Annotated in this window: 19 protein-coding genes; 5 read left to right on the top strand and 14 right to left on the bottom strand. The window is 54.6% G+C overall.

Annotated elements, in window-relative coordinates:
* Nucleotides 1-85: 85 nt before the first annotated feature.
* Nucleotides 86-865 carry an envelope biogenesis factor ElyC gene (gene elyC / locus AOY23_RS09260; protein WP_054179131.1) on the top strand — a complete coding sequence of 260 codons (780 nt, stop codon included), beginning with the start codon at nt 86-88 and terminating at the stop codon, nt 863-865.
* Here the strand turns inward: elyC and AOY23_RS09265 are convergent.
* From AOY23_RS09265 to AOY23_RS09330, 14 genes are all read right to left on the bottom strand, one after another.
* Complete coding sequence (locus AOY23_RS09265; RefSeq protein ID WP_054179132.1) at nt 842-1,735, bottom strand: YcbJ family phosphotransferase; 894 nt, start codon at nt 1,733-1,735, stop codon at nt 842-844. The two genes, elyC and AOY23_RS09265, sit on opposite strands and share 24 nt — an antisense overlap.
* 144 nt (nt 1,736-1,879) lie before the next feature.
* Entirely contained in the window at nt 1,880-2,626 is a 747-nt protein-coding gene (kdsB, locus tag AOY23_RS09270; RefSeq protein ID WP_054179133.1) for a 3-deoxy-manno-octulosonate cytidylyltransferase, read from the bottom strand.
* Nucleotides 2,623-2,805 (bottom strand): protein YcaR, encoded by a 183-nt coding sequence (ycaR, locus tag AOY23_RS09275; RefSeq protein ID WP_054179134.1) that lies wholly within the window; start codon nt 2,803-2,805, stop codon nt 2,623-2,625. The genes kdsB and ycaR overlap by 4 nt, the downstream gene beginning before the upstream one ends.
* Nucleotides 2,806-2,859: 54 nt before the next feature.
* A complete protein-coding gene (locus AOY23_RS09280; protein WP_054179135.1) occupies nt 2,860-4,089 on the bottom strand; it encodes a winged helix-turn-helix domain-containing protein in 1,230 nt (409 codons plus the stop codon).
* A gap of 40 nt (nt 4,090-4,129) precedes the next feature.
* A complete protein-coding gene (gene lpxK / locus AOY23_RS09285; RefSeq protein ID WP_054179136.1) occupies nt 4,130-5,113 on the bottom strand; it encodes a tetraacyldisaccharide 4'-kinase in 984 nt (327 codons plus the stop codon).
* Nucleotides 5,110-6,858 (bottom strand): lipid A ABC transporter ATP-binding protein/permease MsbA, encoded by a 1,749-nt coding sequence (gene msbA / locus AOY23_RS09290; protein ID WP_054179137.1) that lies wholly within the window; start codon nt 6,856-6,858, stop codon nt 5,110-5,112. The genes lpxK and msbA overlap by 4 nt, the downstream gene beginning before the upstream one ends.
* Before the next feature lie 36 nt (nt 6,859-6,894).
* Nucleotides 6,895-9,159, bottom strand: coding sequence for a ComEC family protein (locus tag AOY23_RS09295; RefSeq protein ID WP_054179138.1), 2,265 nt, complete (start codon nt 9,157-9,159; stop codon nt 6,895-6,897).
* 205 nt (nt 9,160-9,364) lie between these two features.
* Entirely contained in the window at nt 9,365-9,652 is a 288-nt protein-coding gene (gene ihfB / locus AOY23_RS09300; protein WP_049848543.1) for an integration host factor subunit beta, read from the bottom strand.
* 152 nt (nt 9,653-9,804) lie between these two features.
* Nucleotides 9,805-11,478 carry a 30S ribosomal protein S1 gene (gene rpsA / locus AOY23_RS09305; protein WP_038154692.1) on the bottom strand — a complete coding sequence of 558 codons (1,674 nt, stop codon included), beginning with the start codon at nt 11,476-11,478 and terminating at the stop codon, nt 9,805-9,807.
* Between the two features lie 121 nt (nt 11,479-11,599).
* On the bottom strand, nt 11,600-12,286 hold the full coding sequence (gene cmk, locus AOY23_RS09310) for a (d)CMP kinase (protein WP_054179139.1): 687 nt from the start codon (nt 12,284-12,286) through the stop codon (nt 11,600-11,602).
* A gap of 174 nt (nt 12,287-12,460) precedes the next feature.
* On the bottom strand, nt 12,461-13,219 hold the full coding sequence (gene loiP, locus AOY23_RS09315) for a metalloprotease LoiP (protein WP_054179140.1): 759 nt from the start codon (nt 13,217-13,219) through the stop codon (nt 12,461-12,463).
* Between the two features lie 143 nt (nt 13,220-13,362).
* Nucleotides 13,363-14,649, bottom strand: coding sequence for a 3-phosphoshikimate 1-carboxyvinyltransferase (gene aroA / locus AOY23_RS09320; RefSeq protein ID WP_054179141.1), 1,287 nt, complete (start codon nt 14,647-14,649; stop codon nt 13,363-13,365).
* Between the two features lie 71 nt (nt 14,650-14,720).
* The gene (gene serC, locus AOY23_RS09325) at nt 14,721-15,806 is read right to left on the bottom strand and encodes a 3-phosphoserine/phosphohydroxythreonine transaminase (RefSeq protein WP_054179142.1); all 1,086 of its coding nucleotides are present in this window, start codon (nt 15,804-15,806) and stop codon (nt 14,721-14,723) included.
* 163 nt (nt 15,807-15,969) lie between these two features.
* Nucleotides 15,970-16,662 carry a DUF421 domain-containing protein gene (locus tag AOY23_RS09330; protein WP_054179143.1) on the bottom strand — a complete coding sequence of 231 codons (693 nt, stop codon included), beginning with the start codon at nt 16,660-16,662 and terminating at the stop codon, nt 15,970-15,972.
* A gap of 136 nt (nt 16,663-16,798) precedes the next feature.
* Between AOY23_RS09330 and ycaO the strand changes: the two genes are divergently transcribed.
* The 4 genes from ycaO to pflA all read left to right on the top strand — a co-directional run bounded on the left by ycaO (nt 16,799) and on the right by pflA (nt 23,102).
* Nucleotides 16,799-18,565: a 30S ribosomal protein S12 methylthiotransferase accessory factor YcaO gene (ycaO, locus tag AOY23_RS09335; RefSeq protein ID WP_054179144.1), complete on the top strand. Its 1,767-nt coding sequence runs from the start codon at nt 16,799-16,801 to the stop codon at nt 18,563-18,565.
* Nucleotides 18,566-18,963: 398 nt separating this feature from the next.
* Nucleotides 18,964-19,824 carry a formate transporter FocA gene (gene focA, locus AOY23_RS09340; protein WP_054179145.1) on the top strand — a complete coding sequence of 287 codons (861 nt, stop codon included), beginning with the start codon at nt 18,964-18,966 and terminating at the stop codon, nt 19,822-19,824.
* A gap of 51 nt (nt 19,825-19,875) precedes the next feature.
* Nucleotides 19,876-22,158, top strand: a complete 2,283-nt coding sequence (gene pflB, locus AOY23_RS09345) for a formate C-acetyltransferase (RefSeq protein WP_054179146.1) — start codon at nt 19,876-19,878, stop codon at nt 22,156-22,158.
* Between the two features lie 203 nt (nt 22,159-22,361).
* Nucleotides 22,362-23,102: a pyruvate formate lyase 1-activating protein gene (gene pflA / locus AOY23_RS09350; protein WP_038154709.1), complete on the top strand. Its 741-nt coding sequence runs from the start codon at nt 22,362-22,364 to the stop codon at nt 23,100-23,102.
* The last annotated feature ends 34 nt before the right edge of the window (nt 23,103-23,136 follow it).

The raw sequence follows: 23,136 nt of genomic DNA on the forward strand, positions 1-23,136 counted from the left end.
GTCACAGACGCGACGAGAATGGAGCCATCTGGTGTAATATCACGGCATTCCACCCGTCAAATGGTTAAAAAAGGACCCATTCCGCATGCTTTTTACGCTGAAAAAGTTTATCGGCGGCATGATGTTACCCCTGCCGCTGTTGCTGCTGTTCATTGGCTTCGGACTGTTGCTGATCATTTTCAGCCGTTTTCAGAAAACCGGTAAGTGTTTCATCGCTGTCGGCTGGCTCGCCCTGTTGCTGCTGAGCCTGCAACCTGTCGCCGACGGACTTCTCAAACCCATTGAAGATAAATACCCGACCTGGCGCGGCAGCGAGCGCGTAGAGTACGTAGTGGTATTGGGTGGAGGCTATACCTGGAACCCGGAATGGGCGCCGAGTTCAAACCTTATCAACAACAGCCTCCCGCGTCTGGCGGAGGGCATCCGTTTGTGGCAGGCCAACCCCGGCGCGAAACTGGTTTTCACCGGCGCCGCCGCGCAAACCAACCCGGTCAGCACCGGGGAAGCAGGCGCCCGCGTTGCCGAAAGCCTCGGGGTGCCGCGCAGTGAAATTATCGTGCTGGACAGCCCCAAAGACACCGAAGAAGAAGCCACTGCGGTCAAAGCGACCGTGGGCACAGCCCCTTTCCTGCTGGTGACGTCCGCCTCGCATCTGCCGCGCGCGATGATTTTCTTCCAGCAAATTGGGCTTAACCCGCTTCCCGCTCCCGCGAATCAATTGGCCATTACATCGCCGTTGCAGCCATGGGAACGGGTCATTCCGTCGCCGATCTGGCTGATGCACAGCGATCGCGTGGGTTATGAAACGCTCGGTCGTGCGTGGCAGTGGCTGAAAGGTGTGTCAGGAGAGCCAGGGGAGGAGTGATTTTGCGGCCAGGTCAAAATTGGCGCGGTTAAATCGCCCGGTATTGACCAGCAGTGAAACTTCATCCCACAGCATGTAGAGCCAGCGCCGCCAGATAAACGCTTCGGCCACCGGCGCGCGCTGCAGATAGTGCCACAGCAACCCTTCCGCCAGATCGCTGTCAGCGAGACGGAACAGTTCATATTCCCGGGGTGCCCAGAGCATGATCCCCGGGCCAACCATCGCCAGTAGCTGATCGCTGCGGGCATCTTTTAGCATACTGCGCAGCGTAAAATTACCGTGGATCAGCACGCAATTGTCATTAAAACCGTCGAACAGTGCTGGCAGGCATTCCCGGGTGCGGAACAGAATACGCTTATCCTGCATGGTGAGGCCGGTGTTCTGATACAGGTTCAGCGTTCCCCATAACACCTCAACCCGCTGGCGGTACCAGTGCGGCCAGATGTTTTCCTGGGTACTGTCGACCTGGCCGACGCGCCCGCCGCTGTCATGGCGATGCCAGGAGAGCAGCGCTTCGACGATCTGGTCTTTCAGTTGTTCCCAGCGTTCCGGGGTTCTGGCAGGCGCTTCAACCGACACGCCGCGCAGACGCTCGATCAGCAGGACATCGGGACCGGGATGCTCTTCGTGCGTCAGGACGCCATACACCACTGGCATGCGCACCGTGCCGCCGCGCGACAGCATCGACACCTTATACGCCAGCTGACGCGCCAGACCGGGAGTGGAGAAACTTCTTGCCAGCAGTGGTAAGGGATTTCCCTGAGAATCATAGAGCGACCACAGTGCCGAGTCTGGTTTCTCGCTAACGCATTCTACCCGGCTTAATCTTTCACCCAGCAGATGGCTCAGTTCGGCGCGCAGTTGTTCCATATCTGATTACCCTCACATTGACTACTGCTTTTATAATGAGCGCCACAAGGGAATATGTCACCCTGATAAGATCAAAAGCAACGCAGAAAAGTGAGGGAAAACGAGGCGGTATCGGTTGCCCCGGGGGATTCGGGGCAACAGTAGTTAGCGCAGTTCGGCACGTACGCGTTCGAGATCTTCAGGGGTATCCACGCCAGTGCCAGGCACCTGTTTCGCCACGGCAACATGGATTTTTTCGCCGTACCAGAGCACGCGCAACTGTTCCAGCATCTCTATCTGCTCAAGCGGACTCGGCACCCAGCTGACATAGCGGCGAATAAAACCGGCGCGATAACCGTAAATGCCGATATGGCGCAGCAGTGTGTCGCCAATAGCGTCACGGCTTTTCGCAAACCGGTCGCGATCCCACGGAATGGTGGCGCGGGAGAAATAGAGCGCGTAGCCGTTTGCGTCCATCACCACTTTGACGGCGTTCGGGTTAAACGCTTCTTCCGCGTCATGGATGGGCACCGCCAGCGTCGCCATACCGGCGTGGCTGCTGGCGAGATTCTCCGCCACCTGACGGATGATGACCGCCGGGATCATCGGCTCATCACCCTGCACGTTGACGATCACGGTATCGTCGCTGAAGCCGCATTTCTCCACCACTTCGGCCAGACGCTCAGTGCCGGACTGATGATCAGCACGTGTCATGCACACTTCCCCACCCGCGGCTTCCACCGCACGGGCGACGTCCGCATGATCGGTCGCCACGATGATCCGCTCAGCGCCTGATTCGCGCGCGCGTTCGAGCACATGCACAATCATCGGCTTGCCGTTGATATCCTGCAGCGGTTTTCCGGGTAAACGTGTGGAGGCAAAGCGGGCTGGAATAATAACGACAAAACTCATGGATGGCTCTCTTCCGCAGCTAAAGTACGCGCTTCGTTTTCCAGTAATACCGGAATACCGTCGCGCAGCGGGAACGCCAGGCTGTCGATTTTACAAATCAGTTCCTGTTTGTCCTGGCTGTAATAGAGCTTTCCGGTACAGACCGGGCAGGCAATAATTTCGAGTAAACGGTGATCCATACTTCCTCCAGATGGGCCGGCTAAATCATCCCGCCAGCATATCACACTGACGCATCAGTCGGCGTCAATTTCCCAACCTTCGACCTTCGTCGCAAACAGGGACGACGGCACATGCCCCAGCCGGACGCGGGTTGCCCCTTGCCAGCGCGCAAAGTCGTTGATCGCCTGGGTTAACCCCTTCTCCAGCGAGGCGCTGACGCGTATACCGTCTTCCAGATATAACGCAAAGATTTCCAGAACACCCTCTTTGCGGTGCATTTTGCTGTCCATTCGCCCCACCAGTTTGCCCTGATGCAACAATGGCAGAACGAAATAGCCATACTGGCGCTTAGGCGCGGGCGTGTAACACTCCAGCCGGTAGGTAAAGCCAAACAGCTGCTCAGCGCGCTTTCTGTCCCAGACGACCGGATCAAACGGAGACAGCACGGCGCTGTGCGTGGCGGTGAGTTTTCCGTCCACTGCCGCGTCCAGATAAGGCAGTAAGTTGCTGTCGAGCCACATTTCACCGAGCGTTTCAACGTCAACCGCAATGATACGCTTCTCTTCCAGCCAGCGACTCAGCAGCGCAGGCAACGACGGCTGGCGCAGGCGGTAGTAATCCGCAAGCCACTGCGGGCGAAAAATCCCCAGGCTACGGGCGCTGTTTTCCAGCATGAGCGCTTCGGCTTCAGGCCGCGCCAGCAGATCCCGTTCATCGTCCCAGTGCGGCATCACCCGGTGCGTTAAATCATAAACACGCTGAAAATTACGCCGTTCGATGACCATGACCTTTCCGGCGGTAAACAGCCCTTCCAGATGACGTTTATGCGGTTTCCACTCCCACCAGCCGGATTCGCCTTTGCGCGGATGTTCAAAGTCCGCCGAGCGTACCGGACCATTTTCGGCAATATGGGCAATCAATTCTTCTATTTCGCTGGCATGCGCGTCCATCCACGCCCTGTTGTATTTCCAGCCCATGCTGTCCAGCGCCAGCATGCGATGGCGCACCAGCGAGAAATCACTGCGCGGAAGAAAACAGGCTTCGTGCGCCCAGTATTCCATGAGTTCCCCGCGGCGCAGGGCATCGTCGAGCCAGGTCTGAGGGTAATCGCCCAGACGGCTGAACAGCACCAGATAAGGGCTGCGGGCCACCACATTGATGGTGTCGATTTGCAATAAAGACATGCGTTCGATGGTATTCAGCACGTCCTGTGGCTGAGCGCGGCGGCGGGGTTTTTTGAGCATCCCCTGAGCGGCGAGATGCAGATGTCGTGCAGCGGTAAGCGAAAGGTGCAATTCGGGCATAGCAGTCCCTCGTCAAAGCCGCAGACGATGTGCGGCGATATTACTGTCGTTGCGTCAGCGCCACCAGCGCCTGAAGCAATGGCTGAGCACGGTCGTCCTCCAGACAGGCGTCGACCGGCAGATACCACCAGTTTTCCCGGGCAAACGCCCGGCATTTGACGGCATCTTTCTCCGTCATGATCAGCGTTTGCCCACGCTCCAGCAGCGCGTCAACCTCAGAAGCGACAAGCGCCTGATGATCAGCCAGCGCCACGGTTTTAACCGGTTGCACACCACAGCTTTCGAGGGTGGCAAAAAAACGCGGCGGATGGCCGATTCCCGCCATCGCGACGACCTGCGACAGTTCGCGGGGATCGCGTTGCTCACCGGTCAGAAGGTTGATGGCGTTTCCCGGACGCAGTTGCATCGCGATTTCACCGGCACGGGCAACGCCGCCATTGGTGATCACCGCATCAACGGTTTTCAGCCGGGAAGCACGTTCACGCATCGGGCCCGCAGGTAACCACCAGCCATTGCCGAAACGGCGAACGCCATCGATGACCACGATTTCCATATCCCGCGCCAGACGGTAGTGCTGTAACCCGTCATCCGTGATGATGATCTGGAGATCGTGCTTTTCCAGCAATGCGCTGACCGCATCACGTCGCACCGGGGATACCGCAACCGGCACGCCGGTACGCTGGAAAATCAATACCGGTTCATCGCCCGCTTCCGCGGTGGTGGTTTTTTCTGAAAGGAGTAAGGGATAGTGAGCCGCTTTGCCGCCATAACCGCGCGACACCACGCCAACTCGAATACCGCGCTGCGTGAGCTGTTCAACCAGCCAGATGACCACCGGCGTTTTGCCGTTGCCACCTGCGGTCAGGTTGCCGACGATAACCACAGGTACCGGCGCGCGCCAGGACGATTTCAGCCCCAGACGATAGCTCAGACGAATGAGTCCGCTCACCAGGCCGTAGAGCCAGGAGAGCGGTAACAACAGCCGCCAGAGCGGTGATTCGCCGGACCAGATGCGTGAAATCATTCGCCGAATTGCATCTTATGCAGTTGGGCGTAAACGCCACGGTGGGCCAGGAGATCGGCATGGCTGCCGCGTTCAACGATACGGCCATCTTCCACCACCACAATTTCATCCGCCTGTTCAATGGTGGAAAGGCGGTGCGCGATAACCAGTGAAGTGCGGTTTTTCTGCAGCTCATCCAGTGCCGCCTGAATCGCGCGTTCAGATTCGGTATCCAGCGCCGAGGTGGCTTCATCGAGGATCAGGATCGGGCTGTCACGCAGCAACGCACGGGCGATAGCGATACGCTGACGCTGCCCACCGGAGAGCATCACGCCATTTTCACCAATGATGGTGTCGAGGCCGTTATCCATCTTGTTGATAAAGTCCATGGCATACGCCATGCGTGCGGCCTGTTCGATCTGCTCACGGCTGTACTCTTCGGTACGGGCGTAAGCGATATTGTTCGCCACCGTGTCGTTAAACAGATGTACGTTCTGAGAAACCAGCGCGACCTGATCACGCAGGGAGGTCAGTTTGTATTCGCGCAGATCATGCCCGTCGAGCAGAATTTCGCCTGCATCAATGTCGTAAAAGCGCGTGATGAGGCTGGCGATGGTCGATTTCCCTGAACCCGAACGCCCGACCAGAGCCACGGTTTTCCCTTGCGGAATGTCCAGGTTGATGTCGCGCAGCGCCGCTGTTTCACGGCCTGGATAGGTAAAGGAGACATTGCGGAACTCCACATGCCCCTCAGCGCGATCAATCACACGGGTACCTTCATCTTTTTCCTGCTCGCTGTCGAGAATGGCAAACAGCGTCTGGCAGGCGGCCATCCCGCGCTGGAACTGCGCGTTGACGTTGGTCAGCGATTTCAGCGGACGCATCAGGGCAATCATCGACGAGAACACGACAGTGATGGTACCGGCAGTCAGGGTTTGCATGACACTCGGGAAGCTTGCGGCATACAAAACGAACGCCAGCGCCAGCGAGGCGATGAGCTGAATGATGGGGTCGGAAATGGAGGATGCAGAGACCATTTTCATCCCCTGCAGGCGCATTTTGTTGCTGACCTTATCAAAGCGTTTGGTTTCGACCGACTGGCCGCCAAACATCAGCACTTCTTTATGCCCTTTCAGCATCTGTTCTGCGCTGGTCGTGACCTGGCCCATCGTATTCTGCATGTTTTTGCTGATATTACGAAAACGCTTCGATACGACGCGAATGGCAATCGACACGATTGGCGCCAGTACGATGAGGATCACCGACAACTGCCAGCTGTACCAGAACATCATCGCGAACAGGCCGATGATCGACGCGCCTTCGCGCACGACGGTAATCAGCGCGCTGGACGACGACGACGCCACCTGCTCAGAGTCATAAGTGATGCGCGACAGCAGTGTGCCGGTGGATTGCTTGTCGAAAAACGACACTGGCATGCCCATCATGTGGCTGAAAAGACGACGACGCATGGTCATCACCACTTTTCCCGATACCCATGAGATGCAGTAGCTTGAGATATAGCTGGTTATGCCACGAAGGATCATCAGCCCGATCACCACCAGCGGCATCCACAGCAGCACTGAGCGATCCGTTTTACCAAAACCATCATCCAGTAACGGTTTAAGAAGCGATAGCATGAAGGTATCGCTGGCTGCGTTGAGGATTAACGCAACACCCGCCACGATCAGCCCTGCTTTAAATGGCGCAATCATTGGCCAGAGTCGGCGGAAGGTCTGCCACGTGGAGAGATCTTTGTCGTTCTGCATTCAAAAAACCAGCTTATGTTGAAATAGCCGCATATTCTACCCGTTATCACGAGACACGCCAAACCACTGATGATACCAGCGAGGTAAAATTTGATCTCGTAAGCTACGGATTTGCCAGTTGTCGTGCTGAAACAGCACGGAAAGCTGCCCCTGATGAGGCGTATCGAACCATTGATAACCCTGCTGACGGTAGCGTTTCACTATTTTTTCCGACGGCAGTCGCCAGGCGTTATACCGGGAAGCCGATGCCAGCGCCGCCTGCCCGCCGACCCGCTGCAACAACGCCACGCCCGAAGAGGTGCTGCTGCCATGGTGAGGCACCTGAATAAGTGTAGACGTTAGATGTTGCCAGTAATGGCTGAGCATGGAAAATTCGGCTGATAATTCAATATCTCCGGTCAGCAGAATACTGTATTTGCCATCGTCCACCCGGACAACACAGGAGCGGTTGTTCCCCTGTGTTTGCGTTCCCGGCAGCGGCCAGAGTACCCGGAAAGTCAGCCCTTCCCATTGCCAGTGGTCGCCACGAAAACAGGACTGATGACCGCCCCACCCCAGCGGGCTGCGGATCCACGCCTGCGGCCAGGCCCGGGTGAGTGAATCCAGCCCGCCGCGATGGTCAAGATGTTCATGACTGAGGATAATCCCTTCCGGTTGCAGATGATGCCAGCGAAGCCAGGGAATAATGAGCTGCTGCCCGCTGTCACCGCCCGGCCACGCCAGCCCGGTGTCATACAGAATCGCTTTATCATGACGATCAATCACCACTGCCAGCCCCTGCCCGACATCCAGCATCGTCACCCGCCATTCATCTGATGGTTTATGCGACCAGAGCGGAAACGTCAGTACAACAATCGCGGCTACACACAGCGCAGGCGCAGATTTCCAGCCACGCAGTTTCCAGGCGATCAGCCCCAGCCAGGGCAGTACCGTGGCGGGCAGCCATCGCATATCCAGATCCAGCCAGCCATCGGGTAAACGGGTCAGAAAACCGAACAGCAGCGCCAGCACGCGATCGGTCAGCAACCAGATACCCGTTTCAGCAACTGCAGGCCCGATAAGATGCAGCAGCATACCGGCGAGAATCAGTGGCACAACCGCAAAGGTGACGACCGGCACCGCCACCAGATTCGCCACCATCGAACTTAAACTGATGCCATGAAACAGCGCCACCTGCAACGGCATCAATAACAGCATTAACCCCAGTTGCAGATGCAGCAGCCCCGCCAGCCACCGGCTCCAGGCCGGTAACACCTGCACGGGAAAAGGTATCCACTGGTACCAGAAAATGAGCGTGGCAACCGCGAAAGCCGACAGCCATAAACTCTGTGAAAGAACCGCCAGCGGATCCGCAAAGAGTATCGCGCCAATGCAGCAGATCCAGACCGACCACGGTGACCAGTGCCGTCCGCGGAGCCGTAAACCGTACAGGACAGCCAGCGCGGCGATTGTGCGTAACGCTGGCGGTTGTAGCCCGGTAAACAGGGCATAACCGAGCGCACAACCGAAACCCGCCAGCAATGGCGCTCGCCAGTTGATGTAATGACATGGCAGGAAAAACTGCAGGGCACGAACCAGCAGCCAGCCCAGCGAGGCGACCAGCGCGATATGCAAACCAGAAATAGCCATCAGGTGTGATGTGCCGGTTTGTTGCAGCAGGCGTTTCACTTCTGCAGGAAGCGCCATCCGCTCGCCAGCGCCGAGCGCCAGAATGACCGGCTGCCACGGGAGATCCGCAAGGCTTGCCGTTAGCGATGCCAGATAGCGTGCGCGCCAGCTACATGAGGCATCCAGCGCCGTCGCCGACAGGAAACGACCAGAGATCGCCGTATGCCGGGCAAGCGCCGTGCGCTGACTGTCGAACCCGCCTTCATTGAGCTGCCCGTGGACGGGCCGCATGCGGATGGTCATCTCCCAGCGCTGCCCGGCACAGACGTATTGCGGCAAATAGTTGCCATACAGTGAGACGGCGATAACCGGAAATTGCCGCTTACCGTTCAGGCGAATAATCTCCCCCTGATGCGTGGTTTGCCCGTCAGTGGCGGTGATGACGATCTCTGCCTGCTGATTTTTCCCGGTCAGGGCGTTGACCGGCCACAACGTCTGGTGCGCCGCAAGACATCCCCAACAGAAGAACAGCAGCGTCAGCGCGATGGCCCTCACGCCAGGCTTGTGAAAAAAGAGCAGCAACACAGCCAGAACAATCATGCCCTTCGTCAGCAGTAAATCCGGTAACCGGGGCAGCCAGACCAGCGGTAAGATCCCGAGAACAACACACCAGGCGACTTGTGGTAAACGCATCAGCACTCCTCTGTTTTTCGCGAGTGTGACGCAGAACGGGAATGGCTGTCAGGACGAGGATTTTGGCAATGCGGCGAGCGCTGTAAGAAGATGGCGGTGTTGCACTGGTGCCGCAACGATTTTGCGAGGAGGATTCCAGCGCATCGGGAGCAGGCAATAAAAAAAGCACCCGCAGGTGCTTTTTTCCAGCCAGGTTAAAACTAACTCAGCTGCCGTAAATATTGGCGCGGTCGCGTAATTCTTTACCCGGTTTAAAGTGCGGAACGTATTTACCTTCCAAATCGACTTTATCACCTGTTTTAGGGTTACGCCCGGTGCGTGGTGCACGATAGTGTAAAGAGAAGCTGCCAAAACCGCGGATTTCAATGCGCTCACCCTGGGCCAGGGTCGTAGCCATGTGTTCCAGCATCTCTTTCACAGCATCTTCAACCGCTTTCGCAGGAATGTGAGATTGCTGGCTTGCAAGTCTTTCGATGAGCTCTGACTTGGTCATGATTCCTCCGGTTTCCTTTCAGGAAAGTTGGCTATCAGCTTAAACAAGGGCGGCCGTAGCCGCCCTTTGTTGTTGATTACAGGACGAAACCTGCAATCTGTCAAGTCTACTCATTAGACTTCAGGCGGTTACGCCCGAAGTTTCAGAGTAACTTACTCGCCTTTAGCTGCTTTGAAAGCTTCAGCCATTGCGTTAGAGAAGTTGCCTTCTTCCTGTTTGTTGTTAACAGAAGCGATAGCATCTTTCTCGTCAGCTTCGTCTTTCGCACGGACAGACAGGCTGATTGCGCGGTTCTTACGGTCAACACCGGTGAACTTAGCTTCAACGTCGTCACCCACGTTCAGAACCAGAGTTGCATCTTCAACGCGGTCACGGGAAGCTTCAGAAGCACGCAGGTAACCTTCAACGCCGTCGGCCAGTTCTACGGTTGCGCCTTTCGCGTCAACTGCAGTCACTTTACCGTTTACGATGGCGCCTTTCTTGTTCAGTGCAACCCAGTTGTTGAACGGATCTTCTGCCAGCTGTTTAACGCCCAGGGAGATACGCTCACGCTCTGCGTCAACCTGCAGAACAACTGCAGCGATTTCGTCGCCTTTTTTGTATTCACGAACTGCTTCTTCGCCTGCAACGTTCCAGGAGATGTCAGACAGGTGAACCAGGCCGTCGATGCCGCCGTCCAGGCCGATGAAGATACCGAAGTCAGTGATAGACTTGATTTTACCTTCAACACGGTCGCCCTTGTTGTGGGTTTCCGCGAACTGCTGCCACGGGTTAGATTTGCACTGCTTCAGACCCAGGGAGATACGACGACGTTCTTCGTCGATGTCCAGAACCATCACTTCCACGACATCGCCAACGTTAACAACTTTGGACGGGTGGATGTTTTTGTTGGTCCAGTCCATTTCGGAAACGTGAACCAGGCCTTCAACGCCTTCTTCGATTTCAACGAAGCAGCCGTAGTCGGTCAGGTTGGTCACGCGACCAGTCAGTTTGGTACCTTCCGGGTAACGCTTAGCGATAGCTACCCACGGATCTTCGCCCAGCTGTTTCAGGCCGAGGGAAACACGGGTACGCTCGCGGTCGAACTTCAGCACTTTAACAGTGATTTCGTCGCCCACGTTCACGATTTCGCTCGGATGCTTAACGCGTTTCCAGGCCATATCGGTGATGTGCAGCAGGCCGTCAACACCACCCAGATCAACGAATGCACCGTAGTCAGTGAGGTTCTTAACGATACCTTTAACTTCCATGCCTTCCTGCAGGTTTTCCAGCAGTTGATCGCGCTCTGCGCTGTTTTCAGATTCGATAACTGCACGGCGAGAAACAACAACGTTGTTGCGTTTCTGATCCAGCTTGATCACTTTGAATTCAAGCTCTTTGCCTTCCAGGTGCAGGGTATCACGGACCGGACGTACGTCTACCAGGGAGCCCGGCAGGAACGCGCGAATACCGTTCAGCTCAACAGTGAAGCCACCCTTAACTTTGCCGTTGATAACACCGGTAACAGTTTCAGCGTCTTCGTAAGCTTTTTCCAGCGTGATCCAGGCTTCGTGACGTTTCGCTTTCTCACGGGACAGCAGAGTTTCACCGAAGCCGTCTTCTACTGCATCCAGAGCAACGTCAACTTCGTCACCGACCTGGATTTCCAGCTCGCCCTGGGCGTTTTTGAACTGCTCTGCCGGGATGGCGGATTCAGATTTCAGACCGGCGTCAACCAGTACGACATCTTTATCGATAGCAACAACAACGCCGCGAACGATAGAACCCGGGCGGGTTTCGATTTCTTTTAAGGATTCTTCAAAAAGTTGAGCAAAAGATTCAGTCATGTTTAATCTTCAGGTTAATATTAACGTCCACCTGGCTTCATGCCGGATGGGGTTGTTTCACATACCCGCTAACACTCCATTGCTGCGGGGGTACTGCAAGAATTCTGAGGCGTCTCGCCGGTTATTCGGCGGAGGCCAGTTTTTGGCGCGCGTATTGTAACGCTTTTTCAATCACTTGCTCAATGCTTAATCGTGTGGAATCCAGCACTAAAGCATCGGCCGCAGGAACCAGAGGCGCCACCGCACGGTTGCGGTCACGGTCATCACGTTCCTTTATCTCTGCCAAAAGGCGCTCAAAGTTAACACTAAAGCCCTTCTCCTGCAACTGCAGCATACGGCGGTGCGCCCGCTCTTCCGATGAGGCGTCAAGGAAAATTTTCACCTGCGCATCAGGGAAAACAACGGTTCCCATATCCCGGCCATCCGCAATCAAGCCCGGCGCTTCGCGAAATGCGCGCTGACGACGCAACAGCGCTTCACGTACGCGCGGGAACGCGGCGACCTGCGACGCGGCGTTGGCCACCTCTTGCGTGCGAATTTCACTGCTGACGTCTTCGCCTTCGAGGATCACTTCCAGATTGCCGTTCGTTGAGACAAACCGGACATCCAGGTGTGCCGCCAGCGGAACTAACGCTTCTTCAGATGCCACATCCACATGATGATGTAATGCCGCCAGGGCCAGAACGCGGTATATGGCACCTGAATCTAACAGATGCCACTGCAATGCTTCCGCCATTGCCTTGCACAAGGTTCCTTTACCTGCACCACCAGGGCCATCAATGGTGATTACCGGGGCAATTGCCGTCATCTTTTTCTCCTTCAGCAAGGCATAGTTACATAAACGCCGCGCATTATACTCGCCAAAGCACCAGACCGTTACTACTGCATGCAAAATGCAGACGACCGGTAGCGAATTGTATGAGAATTAAGCAAGTATAGTGGGCTGACGCCGCGCCAGCCCAAAAGATGATAAGTTTTACTTTTATTTATCTTCGGCAATGCGATCGCGAATATGCTGCGCGCGATCAGCAGAGGTGGGGTGAGAATCCATCAGAGATTTGGCGCGCCCGGCATCCATGGTCGCGAATTTATCGAAGGCGCTGACTAAACCTTCGCGCTTAATGCCGCGTTTTTTCAGCAGATCGAAGGAGAAGTCATCGGCATCGGATTCCTGACTGCGGGAAAAAGCCGAATTGATAACGCCTTCCGCCAGATCACCCAGTTGAGATTGCGAAAGTTGTGCTGCAACGCCACTGGTGGCTGAGACAGCATCACGGGCGGCGAGCGTGGCATATGCCGTTTGCATCGCTTTACGCGAATGCCCCAACGAAACATGGCCAAGTTCGTGGCCCAGTACGCCTTCGATTTCGTTGTCGGTCATCATATCCATCAGGCCAGAATAGACGCGCACGCAGCCGTTAGCCATGGCCCAGGCGTTGACATCGCGGGTCATATAGACCTTGTAATTGACCGCCGTGCCGTCGATGTTATTGCCCAGCGCTTTGGCGATTTTTTTCAGGCGTTTTGAATATTTGCTGGAAGCGACCGCCAACTGGTTTTCGCTGTCCATCTGTTTGCAGCTGCTGTTGCTGAGCGATTTGACGTCCGCATCAGACAGCGTCATCGCGTTATAGGCAGACATTCCGGAACTGGCAATCAGATCGCCGTTGACACCATTTTTGCATCCCGTCAGCAAGACGGCGCCGATCGTGAGCGCCAGGGCGAGTTTTGTATTCTTCATATATATCATCCAATGATAACCATAATTAAAATATATAAATCAACAGGTTGAATCAGCGGAGAAGATAGCACCCGGCCGGGAGGCAAAAAAGTTCAGAAGCAGACATAAAAACGCCGACCCAAAGGTCGGCGCTGAGGGAGTGATTACGCTGGCGTACTGATGCGCGCCAGTTGGTCGAAATAGTCAGGGAAGGTCTTGGCGGTACATTTCGGATCGAGAATGGTGACCGGCGTGTCGGACAGCGCCACCAGCGAGAAACACATCGCCATACGGTGATCGTTATACGTCGCAATCTCGGCGAAAGTCAGTTCAACCGGCGGCGTCACGCGAATATAATCCTCGCCCTCTTCCACCACGGCACCCACTTTACGCAGTTCCGTTGCCATCGCATACAGGCGATCCGTTTCCTTCACGCGCCAGTTATAGATATTGCGCAGCGTCGTCGTGCCGTTGGCAAACAGCGCGGTGGTGGCGATGGTCATTGCCGCATCCGGGATATGGTTCATGTCCATATCAATGGCGTTCAGTTCGCCCCGCGTGCAGACGATGAAATCATCACCCCAGGTGATGGTTGCGCCCATTTTTTCCAGTACGTCAGCGAAACGGATATCACCCTGCACGCTGTTGCGGCCAATACCGGTGACTTTGACTGTTCCGCCTTTGATCGCGGCGGCGGCGAGGAAATAGGACGCCGAAGAGGCATCGCCCTCCACCAGATACTGGCCAGGAGACTGGTATTGCTGCGCGCCGCGCACGACAAAGCGCTGGTAGTTCTGGTTTTCCACTTCCACACCGAAGGTTTTCATCAGGTGTAGCGTGATATCGATGTACGGTTTCGAGACCAGGTCGCCTTTGATGGTGATGGTCGTATCCTGCGGCGCCAGCGGTGCGGTCATCAGCAATGCCGTCAGGAACTGGCTGGAAACGCTGCCGTCGACCTCAACATTGCCACCGGTAAAGCCCCCGCGCAGGCGCAGCGGCGGGTAGTTTTCTTGTTCGAGATAGTCGATCTCCGCCCCGCCCTGGCGCAGCGCATCAACCAGATGACCAATCGGGCGCTCTTTCATGCGTGGCTCACCGGTCAGCACTACCGCATCGTGGTGGCCCAGGCACAGCGCGGCTGCCAGCGGGCGCATTGCCGTTCCGGCATTGCCGAGAAAGAGTTCCAGCGCGCGATCGGTGCGCAGCGGCCCGCCGTTGCCTGTTACGTCGCAGCGGGTACGGTCAGCAGAAAGGGTGTAATGAACTCCCAGCGCACTCAGGGCATTCAGCATGTGGCGCACGTCGTCGCTGTCCAGTAAGTTGGTCAGCACGGTGGTGCCATTGGCTAATGCAGCCAGCAGCAAGGCGCGATTCGAAACGCTTTTCGAACCTGGCAGATTGATGGTGCCATCCACCCGCGCGATGGGTTGTAACGTCAGGGATTCCATGAAACTGAACTCTCAAAAACAGGTCAATAAAAACCCCGCAGCGAGGCTGCGGGGGTGAAAGGACGATCGGATTAACCGCGACGGCGTTCGAAATCCTGCATGAAGTCGGTCAGCGCTTTTACACCTTCCAGCGGCATCGCGTTATAAATAGAGGCACGCATACCGCCCACAACACGGTGGCCTTTCAGCGCGTGCAGGCCTGCGGCAAACGACTCTTCGAGGAACAGTTTGTCGAGCGCGCTGTCTGCGAGCTGGAACGGGATGTTCATGCGCGAACGGTTCGCGGGGGAAACGTCATTGCGGTAAAAATCGCTGCGGTCAATGATACTGTACAGCAACTCAGCTTTCTGCTGGTTGATGGTGTCCATTGCCGCGACGCCGCCCTGCTTTTTCAGCCATTTGAACACCAGGCCCGCCAGATACCAGGCAAAGGTCGGCGGCGTGTTGAACATGGAGTCGTTGTTGCTGAGCACGGTGTAGTCGAGGATTGACGGGCAGGCGGTTTGTGCTTTGCCCAGCAGGTCTTCGCGAACGATCACCAGCGTCAGCCCCGCCGGGCCAATGTTTTTCTGTGCGCCCGCGTAGATGGCACCGTAACGGCTCACATCAAGCGGATGAGACAGAATAGAAGAAGAGAAATCCGCCGTGACGATGGCGTCACCAAAATCAGGCGTTTCATGAATGGCGATGCCATCAATGGTTTCGTTCGGGCAATAATGCAGATAGGCGGCGTTATCGCTGAGCTGCCACTCGCGCATCGGCTTCACGGCGCGCAGGCCATCAATGGTCACTTTGGCATCAATGACGTTCGGCGTGCAGTATTTCTTCGCTTCTTTGACGGCGCTGGCCGCCCAGTAGCCTGCATCAACGTAGTCTGCGGTGGTTTTATCGCCCAGCAGGTTCAGCGGAATACCGGCAAACTGCCCGCGACCGCCACCGTGGCAGAACAAAACTTTATAACTGGAGGGGATGTTCAGCAGATCGCGAAAATCCTTTTCTGCCTCTTCCGCGACCTGAATAAATTCTTTTCCGCGATGGCTGACTTCCATCACCGACGTACCTAAGCCTTGCCAGTCGCACAGTTCCTGTTGCGCTTGTTTAAGTACCTCGGCCGGTAACATTGCCGGACCAGAACTAAAATTGTAGACCTGACTCATTTCCCCTCACCACGCTAATTTGCCATAAAAAAATCCTGTGGATATCGGTTTTATCATTCAGTGGCACGCGCCGCAATGGCTAATAGCGACAGCCGGGGAAATGTGTCCTGCTTCACACAACAGGATCCACCAGCACGGCGGTAAAAAACCGACAAAATGGCTATCAGGTCACCCGAATAGCCTGGCTTGCCTTCGACCATTCCGGATGTCCGCAGCGTGGACATACCAGTCTGTCGCCGGGGTCCATCTGGCGGACGGCACTGCAGCGCACGCAGGCGTAGTCATCATGTTCGGGTATGACGGTAAACCGCTTATTGCAGTATTCCGGCAATATCGTCAGCCCTTTTTTTACCTCGTCATCAGGGTAGTAATAGACGCTGACCTGGCCGTTGGTTTCCATGATCGCCAGACGAACCTGGCCCAGTTGCTCCACGCCACGCAGTCGCAGTTCCATGAAGAATTCAAATTCGGTTAAATTTTCGGCGTTCAGTTTTTCCCATGCCAGTTCGCCGTTTTCAATGACCACCACCGGTTTCCCTTCCAGTAAATCCTCCAGTTTTTCGCTGCGCGACATCAGCCACATCACCGACCGGTACAGCAATGCCAGAGAAACAAAGACCACCAGTACCGGTAGCATCGGAACGTCGTCATAAAATGCCACGTCCCCCGCCGCCGACCCCAGCGTCAGGATGATCAGCACTTCAAACAGCGACATCTGGCGAACGCCGCGCCGCCCGGTGATTTTGAGAAAGATAAACACCAGCACAAAGGTATAGATGCTGCGCAACGCCACTTCCCACAAAAAGTCGAATGGCACTTTGTCCAGCGCCATTCTTTGCCAGTCAAATGCTTTCATTTTTTCTCCCGCCCCGCCTGTGATTGCTGTTAAGCGTAGCCTGGTTGTTTATTTTCGTCGGCAGCGCCGCGAAGATAGCGCCTGTCAGGCAAAACCCGTATGATTGCGCGCTTTACGTACGAACTAAGTGATCGCCATGACTCAAACATTTATTCCCGGCAAAGATGCCGCGCTGGAAGATTCCATCGCTCGCTTTCAGCAAAAACTGCTCGACCTGGGCTTTGACATCGAAGAAGCCTCGTGGCTGAATCCGGTACCGCACGTCTGGTCCGTGCATATTCGCGACAAAGCATGCGCCCTGTGTTTCACCAACGGTAAAGGGGCGACGAAAAAAGCCGCTCTCGCTTCCGCGCTTGGTGAATACTTCGAGCGTCTCTCAACCAACTATTTCTTTGCCGATTTCTGGCTGGGCGAAACGCTCGCTAACGCGCCTTTCGTTCACTATCCCAACGAAAAATGGTTCCCGCTGACCGACGACGATGACGTGCCGGAAGGTCTGCTCGACCCGCGTCTGCGCGCCTTTTACGATCCGGATGATCAACTGACCGCCAGCATGCTGGTCGATCTGCAATCTGGTAACGACGCGCGTGGCATCTGCGGCCTGCCATTCACCCGCCAGTCCGATAATCAGACCATTTATATTCCGATGAACATCGTCGGCAACCTGTATGTCTCTAACGGCATGTCCGCAGGTAACACGGCTGCCGAAGCGCGGGTTCAGGGGTTGTCTGAAGTTTTCGAACGTCATATCAAAAATCGTATTATTGCGGAAAGCATCAGCCTGCCGGAAATTCCTCAGGAGGTGATGGCGCGCTATCTGGGCGTGGTGGAAGCCATCAACAAACTGGAAGCGGAAGGTTTCCCGATCTTTGCTTACGATGGTTCGCTGGGCGGTAAATACCCGGTCATCTGCGTCGTGCTGTTCAACCCGGCAAATGGTACCTGTTTTGCTTCGTTTGGCGCACATCCGGATTTCGGCGTGGCGCTGGAGCGTACCGTCACTGAGCTGCTGCAGGGCCGTAGCCTGAAAGATCTCGACGTCTTCACGCCGCCGACCTTTGATGATGAAGAAGTCGCAGAACACGCTAACCTGGAAACTCACTTCATTGACTCCAGCGGTCTGATCTCCTGGGATATGTTTAAGCAGGATGCCGACTATCCGTTCGTTGACTGGAACTTCTCCGGCACGACCCAGGAAGAATTCGCCACGCTGATGGCCATTTTCCAGGCGGAAGATAAAGAAGTGTACATCGCCGATTACGAACATCTGGGCGTTTATGCCTGCCGCATTCTGGTGCCGGGCATGTCCGATATCTATCCGGCAGAAGATCTGTGGCTGGCGAACAACAACATGGGCAGCCATCTGCGCGAAACCCTGCTGGCGCTACCGGGCAGTGAGTGGGAAAAAGAAGAATACCTGGCGCTGATTGAGCAACTCGACGAAGAAGGCCATGACGACTTCACCCGCGTTCGCGAACTGCTGGGTATGGCGACCGGTAAAGACAATGGCTGGTATACGCTGCGTATCGGCGAGCTGAAAGCAATGCTGGCACTGGCTGGCGGCGACCTGGAACAGGCATTGATCTGGACCGAGTGGACGATGGAATTTAACGCCTCCATCTTTAGCGCAGAACGCGCGAATTACTACCGCTGCCTGCAAACCCTGTTGCTGCTCGCGCAGGAAGAAGAGCGTCAGCCGCTGCAGTACCTGAACGCGTTTGTGCGGATGTATGGCGCAGACGCGGTGGAAGCGGCCAGCGCGGCTCTGAGCGGTGAAGCCCCCTTCTACGGTTTACAACCGGTCGATGGTGATCTGCGCGCCTTCCCTGCGCATCAGTCGTTATTGCAGGCCTATGAGAAACTTCAGCGCGCCAAAGCCGCCTGGTGGGCTAAAGAGCATTAAAAAGCCGCATTATTGGTAGGCGTAGCGATTTCTCTGCTATATATTACGGGGCCTGTTAACAGGCCTCTTTTTTATTTTCATGCTTATTATTATAAATGTGATAATAAAGTTAAATGTGAGTGAAATATATTTTCATTACATTCGCTGCAATGTTAAATAAAATGTAATTTACTCCATTTTAATTAACCGATTCAGCAGGGAGATAAAGAAAAAATTCAACTCAATTAGTAATTTTTAAAATTTATTTTTACTTTTATAATCAAACAGTTACGCCGTATTTGCTGGAAATCCATGCGTTTTACGGGCCTATAAGCCTGGCGAGATATGATCTGAATCAATTTCTCTTCTATAATGCTTTGTTAGTATCTCGTCGCCGACTTAATAAAGAGAGAGTTAGTGTGAAAGCTGACAACCCTTTTGATCTATTACTTCCTGCAGCAATGGCGAAAGTCGCTGAAGAAGCAGGTGTCTATAAAGCCACCAAACAACCGCTGAAAACCCTTTATCTGGCAATTACTGCGGGTGTATTCATCTCCATTGCGTTTGTCTTTTATATCACCGCGACGACCGGCACCGCTACAATGCCCTTTGGCATGGCGAAACTGATCGGGGGGATTTGCTTTTCACTCGGCCTGATTCTTTGCGTCATCTGCGGCGCTGACCTCTTCACCTCAACGGTCCTTATCGTTGTTGCAAAAGCCAGCGGCAGGATCACCTGGGGCCAACTGGCGCTCAACTGGCTCAACGTCTATGTTGGTAACCTGATTGGCTGCCTGCTCTTTGTTCTGTTGATGTGGTTGTCCGGCGAATATATGGTCGCGAATGGTGGCTGGGGCCTTAACGTTCTTCAAACCGCCGACCACAAAATGCACCATACTTTTATTGAAGCCGTTTGCCTGGGTATCCTGGCCAACCTGATGGTTTGCCTTGCGGTCTGGATGAGCTACTCCGGTCGCAGCCTGATGGATAAAGCCATGATTATGGTATTGCCTGTTGCGATGTTTGTCGCCAGCGGCTTCGAGCACAGCATTGCAAACATGTTTATGATCCCGATGGGTATCGTGATCAAACACTTTGGAAGCCCGGAGTTCTGGACCGCAATTGGTTCAACTCCTGACAGTTTTTCTCACCTGACTGTTATAAACTTTATCACTGATAACCTGATTCCGGTGACTATCGGTAACATTATTGGCGGGGGTTTGTTAGTCGGGTTGACATACTGGGTCATTTACCTGCGTGGCGACGATCATCATTGCTGATGGTTTTCTCAGGCAGTAAATAAAAAATCCACTTAAGAAGGTAGGTGTTACATGTCCGAGCTTAATGAAAAGTTAGCCACTGCGTGGGAAGGTTTCGCGAAAGGTGAATGGCAGAATGCCGTCAACGTCCGTGACTTTATCCAGAAAAACTACACCCCGTATGAAGGTGATGAAACCTTCCTGGCCGGTGCCACCGACGCGACCACCAAGCTGTGGGACCGCGTGATGGAAGGCGTTAAACTGGAAAACCGCACTCACGCGCCAGTTGATTTTGACACCTCTGTTGCTTCCACCATTACTTCTCACGACGCTGGCTATATCAACAAAGCGCTGGAGAAAATTGTTGGTCTGCAAACTGAAGCACCACTGAAACGTGCAATCATCCCGTTCGGTGGTATCAAAATGGTTGAAGGTTCCTGCAAAGCGTATAACCGCGAACTGGACCCGATGCTGAAAAAAATCTTCACCGAATACCGCAAAACCCATAACCAGGGTGTATTCGATGTTTATACCAAAGACATCCTGAACTGCCGTAAATCCGGTGTTCTGACCGGTCTGCCTGACGCTTATGGCCGTGGCCGTATCATCGGTGACTACCGTCGTATCGCGCTGTACGGTATCGACTTCCTGATGAAAGACAAATACGCACAGTTCTTGTCTCTGCAGGGCGAACTGGAAAGCGGTGAAAATCTGGAAGCGACTATCCGTCTGCGTGAAGAAATTGCTGAACAGCATCGCGCGCTGGGCCAGATCAAAGAAATGGCAGCGAAATACGGCTGCGATATCTCTGCACCGGCAACCAACGCTCAGGAAGCTATTCAGTGGACTTACTTCGGCTACCTGGCTGCCGTTAAGTCTCAGAACGGTGCGGCAATGTCCTTCGGTCGTGTGTCCACCTTCCTGGACGTGTTCATTGAACGTGACCTGAAAGCAGGCAAAATCACTGAGAAAGACGCTCAGGAAATGATTGACCATCTGGTCATGAAACTGCGTATGGTTCGTTTCCTGCGTACGCCTGAATATGATGAACTGTTCTCTGGCGACCCGATTTGGGCAACAGAATCTATCGGCGGTATGGGCGTTGACGGCCGTACGCTGGTCACCAAAAACAGCTTCCGTTTCCTGAACACCCTGTACACCATGGGGCCGTCTCCGGAGCCGAACATCACTGTTCTGTGGTCTGAAAAACTGCCGCTGAACTTCAAAAAATTCGCCGCAAAAGTGTCTATCGATACCTCTTCTCTGCAGTATGAGAACGATGACCTGATGCGTCCGGACTTCAACAACGACGACTACGCTATCGCATGCTGCGTAAGCCCGATGATCGTTGGTAAGCAAATGCAGTTCTTCGGTGCGCGTGCAAACCTCGCGAAAACCATGCTGTATGCTATCAACGGCGGCGTTGATGAAAAACTGAAAATGCAGGTTGGTCCGAAATCTGAACCGATCAAAGGCGATGTCCTGAAATTTGATGAAGTCATGGACCGCATGGATCACTTCATGGACTGGCTGGCTAAACAGTACGTCACTGCGCTGAACATCATTCACTACATGCATGACAAGTACAGCTACGAAGCCTCTCTGATGGCGCTGCACGACCGTGACGTTATCCGCACTATGGCGTGTGGTATCGCAGGTCTGTCTGTTGCGGCTGACTCCCTGTCTGCTATCAAATATGCGAAAGTTAAACCGATTCGTGACGAAGACGGTCTGGCTATCGACTTCGCTATCGAAGGTGAATACCCGCAGTTTGGTAACAACGATGCTCGCGTCGATGACCTGGCGGTTGACCTGGTAGAACGTTTCATGAAGAAAATTCAGAAACTGCATACCTACCGCAACGCTATCCCGACGCAGTCTGTTCTGACCATCACCTCTAACGTTGTGTATGGTAAGAAAACCGGTAACACCCCGGATGGCCGTCGCGCAGGCGCTCCGTTCGGACCAGGTGCTAACCCGATGCACGGCCGTGATCAGAAAGGTGCGGTTGCCTCTCTGACTTCCGTTGCAAAACTGCCGTTTGCTTACGCTAAAGATGGTATCTCTTACACCTTCTCTATCGTTCCGAACGCACTGGGTAAAGACGACGACGTTCGTAAAACCAACCTGGCCGGTCTGATGGATGGTTATTTCCATCACGAAGCGTCCATCGAAGGTGGTCAGCACCTGAACGTGAACGTTATGAACCGTGAAATGCTGCTCGACGCGATGGATCACCCGGAAAAATATCCGCAGCTGACCATCCGTGTATCTGGCTACGCAGTACGTTTTAACTCCCTGACGAAAGAACAGCAGCAGGACGTTATCACGCGTACTTTCACTCAGACCATGTAATCGGTTTTGACTGAAAACAGGTTTTAAAAAGAGTACAATAAAGGCTCCACGCAAGTGGGGCCTTTTTAATAACACTCTCCTGCCCCAGCCTGCTTTGCCAGCCATCTATACTATGGGTATCTGTCAAAACAGACTTAACACAGCCGGTTTTGAGCTGTGAATACACTGGCCCTGGATGGGCCACATCTGGAGAAAACACCGCAATGTCAGTAACTGGTCGCATTCACTCCTTTGAATCCTGTGGCACCGTAGATGGCCCCGGCATCCGCTTCATCACCTTCTTTCAGGGTTGCCTGATGCGCTGCCTCTATTGTCATAACCGCGATACCTGGGATACCCACGGCGGCAAAGAAATCACCGTTGACGAGTTGATGAAAGAAGTGGTGACCTATCGCCACTTTATGAATGCTTCCGGCGGCGGCGTCACGGCATCCGGCGGTGAAGCCATTCTGCAGGCCGAATTCGTGCGTGACTGGTTCCGCGCCTGCAAAAAAGAAGGCATTCATACCTGCCTCGACACTAACGGTTTCGTGCGTCGTTATGATCCGGTCATTGATGAACTGCTGGAAGTGACTGATCTGGTGATGCTTGACCTCAAGCAGATGAACGACGAGATCCACCAGAATCTGGTCGGCGTTTCCAACCACCGCACGCTGGATTTCGCGAAGTACATTTCCGCCAAAGGCATTAATACCTGGATCCGCTATGTCGTCGTGCCGGGCTGGTCAGATGACGACGACTCTGCCCATCGACTCGGTGAATTTACCCGTGACATGGGCAATGTAGAGAAAATCGAGCTGCTGCCGTATCACGAGCTGGGTAAACACAAATGGGTGGCCATGGGCGAAGAGTACAAGCTGGATGGGGTGAAACCACCGAAGAAAGAGACCATGGAACGCGTTAAGGGCATCCTTGAGCAGTATGGTCACAAAGTGATGTACTGATACTGTCAGAACAGCAAAAAGCCCCGGGAGCGCA

Source organism: Trabulsiella odontotermitis, assembly GCF_001297775.1.
Lineage (GTDB): Bacteria > Pseudomonadota > Gammaproteobacteria > Enterobacterales > Enterobacteriaceae > Trabulsiella > Trabulsiella odontotermitis.